At 43.7% G+C, this 13,096-nt stretch carries 10 protein-coding genes; 3 read left to right on the top strand and 7 right to left on the bottom strand.

Features of this window, described 5'->3' with window-relative positions; all coding sequences use genetic code 11:
- Nucleotides 1-131: 131 nt before the first annotated feature.
- From BWD42_RS12060 to BWD42_RS12050, 4 genes are all read right to left on the bottom strand, one after another.
- Complete coding sequence (locus BWD42_RS12060; protein WP_077436607.1) at nt 132-503, bottom strand: response regulator; 372 nt, start codon at nt 501-503, stop codon at nt 132-134.
- 152 nt (nt 504-655) lie between these two features.
- Nucleotides 656-1,006 carry a helix-turn-helix transcriptional regulator gene (locus BWD42_RS12055; protein WP_077436605.1) on the bottom strand — a complete coding sequence of 117 codons (351 nt, stop codon included), beginning with the start codon at nt 1,004-1,006 and terminating at the stop codon, nt 656-658.
- Nucleotides 1,007-1,718: 712 nt separating this feature from the next.
- Nucleotides 1,719-1,892 carry a hypothetical protein gene (locus BWD42_RS24735; protein WP_175992046.1) on the bottom strand — a complete coding sequence of 58 codons (174 nt, stop codon included), beginning with the start codon at nt 1,890-1,892 and terminating at the stop codon, nt 1,719-1,721.
- A 52-nt stretch (nt 1,893-1,944) separates the two neighbouring features.
- On the bottom strand, nt 1,945-3,507 hold the full coding sequence (locus tag BWD42_RS12050) for a hypothetical protein (RefSeq protein ID WP_077436603.1): 1,563 nt from the start codon (nt 3,505-3,507) through the stop codon (nt 1,945-1,947).
- A 612-nt stretch (nt 3,508-4,119) separates the two neighbouring features.
- Here BWD42_RS12050 and BWD42_RS12045 point away from each other — a divergent pair.
- From BWD42_RS12045 to BWD42_RS12035, 3 genes are all read left to right on the top strand, one after another.
- Nucleotides 4,120-4,314, top strand: a complete 195-nt coding sequence (locus tag BWD42_RS12045) for a hypothetical protein (RefSeq protein ID WP_077436601.1) — start codon at nt 4,120-4,122, stop codon at nt 4,312-4,314.
- A gap of 25 nt (nt 4,315-4,339) precedes the next feature.
- The gene (locus tag BWD42_RS12040; protein ID WP_217700063.1) at nt 4,340-6,097 is read left to right on the top strand and encodes a hypothetical protein; all 1,758 of its coding nucleotides are present in this window, start codon (nt 4,340-4,342) and stop codon (nt 6,095-6,097) included.
- Nucleotides 6,098-6,344: 247 nt separating this feature from the next.
- On the top strand, nt 6,345-6,710 hold the full coding sequence (locus BWD42_RS12035; protein ID WP_077436599.1) for a helix-turn-helix domain-containing protein: 366 nt from the start codon (nt 6,345-6,347) through the stop codon (nt 6,708-6,710).
- A 66-nt stretch (nt 6,711-6,776) separates the two neighbouring features.
- Here BWD42_RS12035 and BWD42_RS12030 read toward each other — a convergent pair whose 3' ends face one another.
- Genes BWD42_RS12030 through BWD42_RS12020 form a run of 3 tightly spaced genes read right to left on the bottom strand, consistent with a single transcriptional unit; the run spans nt 6,777 to nt 12,958 of the window.
- Nucleotides 6,777-7,982 (bottom strand): TlpA disulfide reductase family protein, encoded by a 1,206-nt coding sequence (locus tag BWD42_RS12030; RefSeq protein WP_077436597.1) that lies wholly within the window; start codon nt 7,980-7,982, stop codon nt 6,777-6,779.
- A gap of 43 nt (nt 7,983-8,025) precedes the next feature.
- Nucleotides 8,026-9,513, bottom strand: coding sequence for a RagB/SusD family nutrient uptake outer membrane protein (locus BWD42_RS12025; RefSeq protein WP_077436595.1), 1,488 nt, complete (start codon nt 9,511-9,513; stop codon nt 8,026-8,028).
- Between the two features lie 10 nt (nt 9,514-9,523).
- The gene (locus BWD42_RS12020; RefSeq protein ID WP_175992045.1) at nt 9,524-12,958 is read right to left on the bottom strand and encodes a SusC/RagA family TonB-linked outer membrane protein; all 3,435 of its coding nucleotides are present in this window, start codon (nt 12,956-12,958) and stop codon (nt 9,524-9,526) included.
- Nucleotides 12,959-13,096 lie beyond the last annotated feature (138 nt).

The following is a 13,096-nucleotide window of genomic DNA, read 5'->3' as shown; positions in this document are numbered from 1 at the left end:
ACCCAAATCCGCGCTGCAAAACTAACAATTTTAAATCATTATATAGATATAAAAATCATTTCCAAGGGATAGCTTCTTGTCAAATAATTTCTTTTGGCAGGACAACAATATATCAGATAACAAGATCTCTATCAATATGTTCCAGCATCCAAAACACGATTCACAACAGCTAATAGTTCATTTATCTCGAAAGGTTTAGGGAGGAAATAGTCGGCACCCGCACGGATTGCGATATCTTTACCCCCATAGAAAGCAGAAATGCATAGGATAAAGAGGTTATCTAATTCTTTATGCGAACGAACCTGTTTGATAAGGCCTTCACCATTTAGTTCGGGCATCTGCAAATCACAGATAAAAATATCAGGCTTTTCATTTATAATGTAGAATAGGGCTTTAGAACTTTTGCTTTCACTGACAACCTTCGCATCGGTCATACTCAGTATCATTTCTAAAGCCTCCAAAATGACCAGATTGTCATCACATAAAAAAATCTTTTTATTCATATAACCTAAAATCTAATGCAAAAGTCTATCAAAGATTTTTTCTGCTATTCTGCGCATCAAAACATATCTCTTCTCTCCAAAGACCACTTGAACTTTCTTGAATATCCAATATTATGAATATGTAGATAAAGTGAAACAGCAACGCTTTATCCTTAGGTAATTTTATTTGGGCTTTGCTCCTGTTCAACTGGTGGTTTTCGTTGTATCTGTTCGCGCATCCAATTGTTAAAATCGATGTCGGAAGCGATATTCAGTTTTTTGCGCAATCTATTTTTACGTACTTGTACAGCACGCACCGTTACAAAGGTGTATTGAGCAATATTTTTGGTCGAAAAATTCAGAAAGGTCATCGCACAAAATTCCAGTTCGCTGCTCCGGATTTTAGGATTTATTGTCTTCAATGAGGTGACAAACTCGGGATAAATTTCATTGAACAAAGCCAAAAATTCAGCATTATTATTCTTCGCTAAAGCTATTAAATGATTAAAGTCATTCCTTTCCATTGTACATCGTATTTCAATAAGTTTTATTCTTATATTCCGTTCCTTGAGCGAAATATTTTCACCCAAAAGCCGACAATTATTTTCGTTTTCCAGAGGAAATAGGCCGTCTTAATAATTTAAACTCGACAGGGCTCCATCTGCCCTATCGAGTAAATCCAAATATATTATCACGGACTTTCACGCATTAATCCGAGCGATAATTCAATACGGCCAAAAGTTAAAGGTGGTAAGACTGCAGATTTGTGCTGTACTTTTATCTGGTAGCTTCGCTGCTGGAATGTCCGACCTAATTCTGTTTGACAAATATTTACATTAAAAGAAAGAAACAAAAAAAAGCACCTTTCACATTGATATCACACTTTATAAAAAACTGAAAAACAAGACATTAGTATTACAAAAAAACACCTTAACTGAAAACCTACGAAGGGGACACAATTCATGCGCACTTAAAATAAAAGACAATATTGTAGAAAAAGATCGCTTATTTTTCTGTTTTCAATCGATGGTACCTCTAATCTGAAAGGAATCTATGTCACATGCTGCGTGCAAACTCTTCCTCAGAACGTATATTGTTTCCCTTGCTTAGGAAAGTGAAATCTATAATTTAACTCCTGTATCCAGTAAAGTAATCGATGCCACAAAAAACCCGACAGGAATAATTTAAACCTGTCGGGCGAACTCAGATGAATCAACCAATTTTGAACTGGAGGGATTACCAATTGATTAAACGGTTGTCATCATCGGCATTATCCCAGGATTCCTGTGGGTCATTACTAATCGTATTTCCAGGAGCAGCAGAACCTGCTGCAATACCTTGCTCCAATTCGACATTCATCGCCTCTATCTTTGGGCTGACATATATATTTTTTGACTGATTTGTTTTCATATCTTATATTCTTATTAAATACGATTGTTATGCATTTAAAATTTGGTGCTGACTATTGCGTACAGGCAACTTTCTTTCTACCGCTTCCGGCGCCCACCATTTTGGTTGCACCTTGAACCACTTGTGTAATTTTGACATTATTGGTTGTAGAGCTCCAAGGCACCGTGTTGAAAGAACCTTGCGTCAATACTAAAGGATACAATTCACCACCATTGGCTTTGCTACCATACATAGACACTTCACCTGAGCGGCTAATCACTACACGAATTACTGGGTTTGCTGAAGTACCGGTCAAACTGTAAACCTGAGGAACGGTGCCACCTTCTGTATTGGTTCCACCATAGAGACTGCCGTCCGCAAATTGAACGTTTCGTGGCGCGATGGCAATGCCTGCTTCAAACTGAATCTCCTGCGTTGCCAATTTAACGCCGTTTACCTCCATGTTAAAGGAGTTGTCCAGTTGTTGGATATCAAACACGAATCCATAGTCAGCTCCCGGAGCAGTAAGATCTTTGGTTACGACATATCCTGCCGGCCGGGTCACTCCATCAACAACAGCGCCGGATCCTGAAGCAGGATAGCTCCAGTTTAGATCTGCTCCACCTGTTACAGGTTGTGTACAGGTTTTGAAGTTCAGGTTGAGGTTGTAACGTTGTCCAGGGACGATCTTTAAGCCTGCTACAGATACATTGTTCTTGGTTTCGCCGTCAATCGTAATTGATCCAAAGCTAAATACCCCATTTGTTGCACCCGGATGGATCAATAGCGTCGGATTACTTGAAACCGTACGTAAACCTGCACCCAAAGCTGGGAATTGCACCGCAGTACTTGTGGTATTGCCATTATACGTTATTGTACCATCCGCCAGTTTTAGATTTGCACTGGCATGCGTCGGATCAATGGAGGTCGTACCCAGATTGGTAATCGCTCCTGTCATCTCAGTTGCCATGCTCAGATTAGTGGTCACTTCACTATACTGATGTTTTAATACCACAGCCAAATTGTTGTCCCCCGACTGAACCGCTAAATCCTTCTTAAAATACATCAGATCCGCGCTGATATTATCTAGGCTGGCATTTGCGATATCAGCTTGTGCTGTTACTGCAGGCACTGTTGAAGTACTATTGACCGAATAAGCGACAAACGTATAAGTCTGTCCCGCATCCAATGCGATTGCCACACTATTGTCAACCGTATTGGTATAAGTTTTTTCGGTTACATAATCACCGTCGGCATTGTACACCACGATTTTATACTTGATGTTCGCTGCCAATGGCGTTCTTTCTTCGGTCACCGCAGCACGGCTTCCGGACGAGGCCCGTAACTGGTTGCCACTCGTTACGGACGGCTCGTTCGTTAATGTCGCTTCAAAAGAACTTGAGTTTGTCAAAGGAACCACTACAGTCTGGGCTACGCCAGTAGCATTACCGCCCTTACCTGCTTTCTTTGTGGTCACGATTGGATTTTCTACCCCCAATAGCTGAATATTCACACTTGCCTTACCGCTCGCAGCTACACTGTCTTTGCTTTCCTTACAGGAATACAACGATCCACACACTAAAGCTGATAGAACGAATGCTCTCCAGCTTACCTTTGTCTGTGTTTGTAAAATCATTTTTTTAATTGTTTTTGTGATGATTAATAAACATTTTAATTAATTCGCTGCAAATATTGAAATATTTTCCTGAAAAGAAACAATAAGTATATATCACACATATATCACATATTAAAATCCCTTTCAAAATCTTATAATGTATTAAAGTGAAATATATTATCATTATAGAACAACAATGTTACAACACACAAAAACAACCTAGATGGCGGCAGTTTATTTGGCTAATAATTTTGACAAACACTCAAAAAAAATAACGCAAGAAACTGTTTACCAGAAAATTAAAAATAAAAGTGAAATATAAGTGATACTTGTGTGATAGATATGTGGTATAGCTATTCTTTTTTTCTCAATTATCTTTGAAGCAACAATTAGGATCTATTTCGATGGATCAAGCTATATATCCTGAAATGAAAGTCTTTGTTCAGCTAATTATTTAAATGAAGAGAAATTACATAAACAACAATAATACATCAAATAGACATTAACAGTACTAGCAATTGAAATCCGACTAACAAAAAGCATTTATCAACTGTAGGCAGCTGCTTCTATCCATGATTTAACCTGCCTTGTACAATAAGTGCTAAGCATAAACCAAATAATAAATAAGATAACATGAAAAAGAGAACTGAAAAAAAGATTTACGTGCAACCCGTAATCGAGCAGTTACAGGTGGTTATGGAGGAAGGGATAGCTGCAGGATCGGTTGGATCAGGCCAGCCCGGAGGCGGAAGTGGCGTCAACGAAAATGAATGGAATAATGGTGGAACAGAAACCAAAGATCCAGATGGCGGAGAATGGTGGAACTAGCAACAATCAAAATTTATTTATGACAATGATGAAAAAAATAACACAGATCACAACGATAAAACTAGCCCTGATTGTTCTTGTATCCTTCGTCGCTTCCTGTAGTAAGGAGAAGGCTGAACTTATTACTGAAGCAAATCGAGGTGGTGTAAAACTGGCTTTAACAGAAGCCCAATTTAGTGGAGATGACATTACTACAGCGAAAGCCTCTACAAAGGCCAGCGCGGCTCAACCCCTTACGTTAACGCAGGAAGTTCAGGCCGGACCATTTACCGTTACAGCAGAACTGACTGAAAATACAGCAGGTGGTACCGGGCTTAAAGCATCCAGCAGCAAAAAGGCAACCTCAAAATTGCTCTCATTGAGAGGTGCTGTAACTTATCGGGTAGTCGCTTATGAAACAGATGGTACTTATATTGACCAAGCTGTCGGTGACGCTGCTGATTCGACCCAAGTATTTTTTGGGGATAAATTGATTGCAGGCAATAAATATACCTTTGTCATCTATTCCTTGGGGTCTACGACTACTGCCCCTCCTGCTGCGCCAACAACGAACCTATACACGGCAGGTACAGTTAATTTCGCTTTTACCAGCTTTGCAGAGAATGGCGGAGACCTGATGTACGTCATCGAAAAAGATGTCACGATCCTGGGCAACAATACACCAACTCCATTGACGGCTCCCTTGCAGCATCTGTTTACCCGTGTGACGCTTCAAGTCGACAATAGTGATGCGACAGGAACCTTTGGTACAGCGAACTATAAAAAGGGCGGCTATCTTTCAGAGGTTCCGGTACAGGCAGAATGGGTTTCAGCTTTCGCTAACGCCACTGTTGACCTGAGCACTGGTGCGACTGTATCCTCCAGCAATGTAACGAATGTTCCACCGGTTTCGAACCTCAATGCGACTGGCCAGACCTTTATTGTCAACCAGAATCAGTCGTCTACTTTTTCAATTGCCTTAACTATACCAAGCGGCCAGATCAAAATCGGCCACGACGTCAATGCGCAAGCGGTTAACTTTAATTTCTCCAATGCGGGCTTAGGTTTAAAACCGGGCTATTCCTATACGATGAAATTGCGTTTTAACAGTGACCGTTATGTCAACGCATCGAATGTAACCCGAAGCAGTTCTGATGCAGATGCACGCTATGCGGTCATTTCTGGTCACCGTTGGGACCGTTATAATCTTGGTGTAACCAATGTAAACCCTGCGAGCAATAATCCGGATGCCAATCCTTCGGTACAGGCGCTATATGGTAATTACTACCAATGGGGCCGTCAATTGCCTGTCGCAAATGCTTATAGCGGCGATGGCGCGATCGCTGGCTGGAACACAACGCCTGCTGCAGATGGATCCTGGAATAACGGTACTGCGACAGCGCCTATAAAAGCAGCATTGGATCCATGTGGTACGGGAGACCGGGTACCTAGCCAAGCTGAATTCAACCGTTTGGGCAACGCTACCCGCCATACATCGATTGGAAACTGGATTCCGTTTTCCGGAAATGGAACAGGACCTGGATTATCAGATTTTACGGCTGCACATATTATGACCAGTAAAAAAAGCAGCGATATTAAATTAAGCTTTCCGGCTGCAGCGCACAGAAGCTCGACCAATGGAGCACAGCTTATTCGACAAAGTTCGGCCATTTATTGGTTAAATACGGCAGTAGGTGGTAACGACAGAGCTTATCAGGGCCGTGGATTTGAAAACGGTGGTTGGGATACCTCGAATTATTTTAAAAGAGCTGGTTATCCCGTACGTTGTATCCAGGATAAATAGCTGATAACGTATACTTTTATTTTATAGTTTTTATAAGTATCCCTACTTACTTAACAACACCTATAGAAAATAATAGGTATCTAAAGCTCGGCATGATTTCCATCGCCGGGCTTTTTCACCCTCCCATCAATTCGGATAGTATTGCCCGATCGGGATGAGGTTCGATTCTTCACACGCCACATCCTGGATAAATAAGACAGCATCCACTAAAACAATATCAGCCTCAGCATAAATCCCCCCATAAGGTATGAAACCAGAAAACCGTGCCGCTCAGATCACCAATCAATATTTATTGTTTTTGGACCGACACATTGAGGATGTAGTACAAGGCCGTACGATGGCGTTTATGGAGATCAACCTGATCGCCAGTGAACTGGCCATCTCACACAAACATCTTATTTATGCCGTCCGAAAGGAAAAAGGAAACCATCCCAGTTATTTTTACAACCAGAAAATCATCGCCAGAGCAAAAGAACTCATGGCCTATTCATCCCTGTCCATCGCAAAAATTGCATTTCTGCTGACCTATGATGCTTCCAATTTCGCCAAGTTCTTTAAAAAATGGACGGGAGATACACCGGGAAACTTTAGAAAGAAAATAAAAAAAGACTAATCTCACGACTAGTCTTTTTATTTCAGGAGGTCCTTTCTGTCCCTTTACAGAACAGCGCTATTCCCATTATCCACCAAATAGTTCCGCCAGCTTCTTGTCCAATGCGGTGTCATCTTCAGCACCACTGCCATATCTGCCCACAATAATGCCCTCCGGGTTGATCAGGATCTTGGTCGGTAAGGTACTGATCCCAAAGTGGACAGAGATGGATTTGGACCGATCAAATTCGCCATTTTCATATTTCAGTCCGTTCAGTACATGTCTCCAGATACCGATTTTATCCTGGTCCACAGCTTTGCGCCAGGCCGCTTCACTCCGGTCGTCGTCCGCAACGCCGATAATTTCGAAACCCTTATTTTTATATTTACCGTATAAGTCGATCAGATGCGGATTCCCTTTACGGCAGGGCACACACCAGCTTGCCCAGAAATCCAGCAGCACATATTTACCTTTGAATGCCGCGAGTTCAAGCGGTGTACCGTTGATGTCAGCCGACTGAAATTCAAATGCTTTGCTGCCGGGCGAACCGTTTTTTAAGCCCTGGATCTTTTCCGCGATTTCCCGGCCATAGCCGCTGTTCTTGATCCGCTCAGATAAACCATTGTATAGTCCTTCAATTTGATTCAGGTCGCCTCCGGTTGTCATAAATTGCATTAGATAAGAACTTGCATATGAATCTGGATTTTTCTTGATAAATTCCACATCCAATTTGCTCATACGATCATTAAATGGTGTAAAATTTTCACGGTAATCATAGGCTTCTTCTTTCAGCTTTTTTACTTTGGCTTCCAACAGTTTCAGTTCGGCATCCGCATCCATGTAGCCCTTATTTAAACGGCTATATTCTTCCAGTACAGGTTCCATTTCTTTACGAATATTTTTTTTCTCCACATCGAGCTTTGCCCATTCGTCCTGCGTCTTTGATCCTTTGATCAGGGCATCTTTAAATTTATCCTTTTCGAGACGGATGCTCATATTCTTGGGCTCGAGATATAAACTCAGTGAATTCGGATCATCCACGCTCCTGCTTTTTCGGTCCAGATACAGATAGGCCATCACCGGCTCCTCGATTTTCCCCTTAAAAACAAACCTGTTATTTTCAATTTTTGCACTGTCCAGGATAGATTTACCTGCACCCTGGCTGCGATAAGCCAGGTAGACATGGGACGATGTGACGTTTACGGTTTCCCCCTTCAGTACAAAAGGCTGCTGCGCCAGGGCAAGCGATGATAAACCGGTCAACAAGACGATGCTTAAAATATATTTTTTCATTTGCTATTCAATTTTAGAAAGATTAAAACCTCTATTTATTAGCTTAATTCTGAACCAGGTTAGGATTTGCTATGATCTCTTCCTCTGGTATCTGCATGATTATTTTTTTGTCGTTCGGGCTGATATTCAATTCGGCAGAACTACCTGATTTATAATTTCGGATCATCGGTAGCCCGTTTCGGAATTCGTCGTAACTGGCATGTCCTTCAAAGGCCAATTCCAGCTTGCGCTGTTTGAGGATTTCATCCATTAGCGCCTTACCTACCAATCCCGATAAGGCAGTCAAACCCGCACGCTGGCGGATCACATTGATATCACTTAATGCTTCAGCGTCCTTATTAAGCTTGGCATAAGCCTCTGCCCGGTTGAGGTACATCTCGGCCAGACGCAGGTAGCGGAAAGGTGAAAAACCATAAAGTGACTGATAACCGATCATGTATTTTGAAACCGCCCGGGTATCGTCCGGATATCCTGGCGTTACATTGTTGAAATAGAAGCTATTTCGCTTATCATCGGCCTCCAACAAATTGAGAAGATAGGGCGATGGACGATATAACCCCCCGGTGTAGTTGATCTGTGCGGGCATCACAAAATAATTGCTGATCAGCCCCTGCGAATAGTCCGTATTCACCGCAAAGATATCCTCTTTGTTGTTGATATTGTTGGTCTTATAATAATCAAGATAGGCTTGATCCCGTAACAGCTGATAACCGCCTTCTTTGATCACTTTGTCCGCGTATTCCGCAGCCTTCTGATTGAAATTTGCTACCGGGTTTTCCACTGTGCCACCCATATACAGGTACACCCGCGACAGCAATGCATAAGCGGCGTATTTGCTGCCATAGCTATTCGATTTCTTTTGCGTAAATAGTGGCGCTGCTGTCTCCAGATCCTTTAAGATCTGTGCATACACCTCCTGTACAGTGGCTCTCTTCGGAGCCAGTTCAGGGCTGACTTTATCATCCAGCACAAGCATTACCCCCAGCGATTCGCCCGGAGATTGATGGTAGGGTTTACTGTACAGACGTACCAGGTTAAAATAGACGTAAGCCCGCAGAAATAGGGCTTCAGCTTTTGCCTGCAAGATTTCAGCATTCGTTTCGCCCGCTTTCACATGGCCCAATATCTTGTTGAGGTGCAGCAATACCGTGTAGCTGCCCCGCCAAAACTCGTAGGTATGGGAGCGGTCTTTGGTACTGGAATTGATATAATTAAATACATCCGTATTCTTGTTGACCTCTGCATCCAGCGCCCTAATGGTGTTGCCTTTTGCCTCTGAGAGGAAGATTAGCATATCGTTATAATTAAAGGAAGATGCTACCGCACCGCCGGCGACCAGGTTATAGGTACCTACCACCGCTTTGCTATAGCCTTCGGGACGGTCAAACTGGATATCTTCAAAAATAACATTATGCGGACGAAGCTCATCCAGCTGCTTATTGCAGCTGCTTGTCAATCCCGCGACAAGCATAGTCGCTAGAAAATAAAGACTTCTACTACTATGATATCGGTATATAGATCTGATTTTCATATGTAAATAATTAAAACGTAACTTGAATGCCCATTAAAAAACGTCGCGGATTGGCGAACCCAGTGCCTACACCGCCATAGGAAGTGGCACCGAGTACAGCCCCCTCCGGATCTGCACCAACAAAATCCTTGTCTTTAATGAGCAGCAGGTTGTCGCCACTGATATAGACCGCCGCATTTGCCAGTTTTACGGTTTTGAGGATGTGCTCTGGTAATTTATAGGCCAATCGCACATTACGCAGGCGGGCATGACTGCCATTTCCCCATAACCTGGATGAGCGGTAACTTAATGCAGACCAGGCATTGGGATCCGTACTGAATACATCCGGATAGTTTGCCTCCGTATCGCCCGGTCCTTTCCAGACATGCTGGTTCTCGCCAAACACGATATTGTTACGGCCCAGTCTTGGTAAAGTCGGACTCTGGAAATTATTGACAATACTCATCATCAGATAATTGCCATACTGAAACCACCATTCGGCACTGAGCGTAAAGGCCTTGTATTGAAACGTATTGGTAAAACCGCCAAAAAACTTCGGTGTTGCCGAACCAACGGTCTGCCAGTTGCGCAGATCACTTGTGGTTCCGAGCCCTTCAACGATTGTTTTTTCACCATTGACAAAGTTGTAATGCTGCATATTACCATTATCCGGATTGATACCAGCGTATTCCACCGCCTTGATGACGTTAATATCCTCACCGATCTTGCGGTAATAGGCACCTGAATAGCTATCCAATAGCGAATCCTGATACAGCTTGGTGAGCCTATTTTTATTAAAGCTAAAATTAAGGCTGCTATGCCAGTTAAAATCTTTTGATTTGATTACATGCGCGTTGAGGATCAATTCCAGCCCTTTGTTGATAATCTGCCCTACATTCTGATATTGGGCCAGAGATCCCTGAGCAGAGGGCAAAAGTACATTCTGTAGCAGTCCATCGCTCCGCTTATGATAGATATCAAAGGTAATTCCCAGACGGCTAAATAATAGGGCATCCACTCCTATATTGGTATTGTATAACGTTTCCCAGGAGATCAGGGGATTTGCCAGTTGCGAAATGCGGACCCCAGTATTGCCCTCCTGTTCGTAACGGAAGAGCCCCGCTGGGGTTCCTGTCGCATAGAAGGTTGTATTCAAATAGCCATCGCCCAGATCGCGCCCCGATGTTCCATACGAAGCGCGCAATTTAAGAGAATTGATCGCTTTGACATCTTTTAGAAAATCTTCCGATGACAGCAGCCAGCCTGCGCTCAGGGAATAGAAGGTACCATAGCGTTTGTCGCGCCCGAAATTGGTGGTCGCATCCGTACGCACCGAAGCCGAAGCCAGGTATTTCTGCCGATAATTATAATCGGCCTGCCCAAATACCGAAAATGTGGCTCTTTCCTGATAGCCTCCCGTTGGCGAATAGGGCTGCGAATATGCTAAATTTATTGCCGTGCCAAACCTTTTTGCCGCTCCCATGTTCCGTTCGCCGGCCAGCATATCGTTCAGGCTGACACTGGATATCTCCGTGGTCCGTTTGCCCCACTCCTGTCCAACCAGCACCGACAGGTTGTGCGCTCCAAAGTTTTTCCGGTAGTTCAATGTATTGGAAGTCAGATAATCGACCATTTTCCTATCGTCCAGGTCCAGGGTTCCATTGGGTACTGGCATCCCCGGCCGGAATAAATATGGGAAGCCGCCATACCGCCCCGAAAATGATCTTGGATCATAATAGGAATTGATATTGGTGCCCATATAATTGATTGAATTGGTACTCTGAATACTCAATTCCGGCAAGATATCATAACGAAGGCGCAGGTTACCAAGGTGATTTTGCACATTCGTCAGGCGCGTGTTGTCATAGTCCGTTTCGGCCAGGAAATTTTGCGTCCAGCTTATCGTAGCAGGGCCATAATTGTTGGATTGCCGCACTTGCAGACTGTCCAGCAAATTGCCGTTATCATCATAAGGAAACATAAAAGGCTGGATCATATACAGTTCGGGAATACCGTTACGTTTGGAGGTTCGGTCCACGATTGTACTGAGGCTTAGGCTCGTATGAAATTTACGCGATACCGCATGATCAATATTCACCCGTAGGCTCTTCCGGTCGAAGGAATTGTCGTATAAGGCACCGTTCTCTTTAAACCAGCCTATGCCGGCATAGAATTTTGTCTTATCGTTGCCGTTGCGGACACTGACCTCCGTATTCCGCAGATTACCCTTGCTATAAATTGCATCTTCCCAGTTAAAATTGCGCGAACGGTCTGCATCGGTATAGATTCGGCGTTCTTTGATAAAGTCGTTCACGTCCGGAAATGTCTTGCGGACAGATTCTGTCTGTTCCCAATAGCGTCGCATCTGCTGATCCATAAAACCAATCAGCTCGGTGGTATTCATAAAGCGCAAATCACGTTTGGGCTGGATAATCCCATATTGGATATGCGCGTCTACAGCACTTTTGCCTGATACTCCCCGCTTGGTCGTAATGACGATCACCCCTTGCGCCGCACGTGAACCATATATGGCCGTTGAGGAAGCGTCTTTCAAAATGGAAATATTTTCGACATCAGCCGGATTGACGGCATCCTGCACGGCCTGATAATTGGTTATCACCCCGTCCACCACAATCAGCGGCCCCAGATAGTTGTTGGTAGGCGTAGTCATCGACGACTGCCCCCGCTCGACCACCTGCCCTTTGGCACCCGACTCGCCCGATGTCTCGGTAATATACAGGCCCGCGGTTTTACCTTTTAACATGGACAGGACATTGGACGAGGTGACACTGCTGCGCAGAACATCCCCGCTGACCTGCTGTACAGCACCCGTTACTTCCGAAGCTTTCTTATTTAGATAGCCCACCACGACAAGCTCATCCAGGTATTGACTCTGCTGCCGCAAGCGCAGCGTTCCAATATTTTCGGCTGCTTTAATCCGTTGGGGCAGATAGCCCAGCAAAGAAAATTCCAGATAACTCTGCTCGGGTACATGCTCGATGTAAATATCCCCGTTGCCGTTGCTGCTGGCGTATTTCAGCATTTTCAGATCCGCCGAAAGCACTTTAACGGTCACCCCCAAAAGACCATTATTCAACGAATCGGTCACCCGTCCCCTAACGGTAATGCCCTCCTGCACCAGCACAGTTTTTTGACCGGCTGCGACCGGCTGTTCTTTAATAATGATCAACTTGTCCTCAAGTTCATAAGTCAGCGGCAATCCCTTTATAATGGATTGTATAGCTTCGCGGAGTGGTTGATTTTTAATGTTGACGGTGATGCTCCTGTTACTTTCCACCTTCTCCGCAGACCAGATATAGTGGTAGCCGGTCTGCTTGTTGATGTCTCTAAAAGCGTCTTTGAGCGTAATTTTTGTTTGCCTGAGCGTCACCATCTGCGCCACGGTCCTCGCGCTGATATGGACCAAAAACAGACTGCAAATCATAGCGGTAATTGCTGTTTTCATAATACACGTTCTGGTTAGGTTAGGTAACCAATGTACATCTTTCCTGTTTATTTTATACATTTGTGTTGGTTGGTTAGGTATTAAAATGTGTTGTTCAAGAGCGTTTTGATCACGACTGACAATTGGATCGGGGGCGCC

It is taken from the genome of Sphingobacterium sp. CZ-UAM (assembly GCF_002000245.1).
Classification (GTDB): Bacteria; Bacteroidota; Bacteroidia; order Sphingobacteriales; family Sphingobacteriaceae; genus Sphingobacterium.
This window is presented reverse-complemented; position numbering and strand designations above follow the sequence as displayed.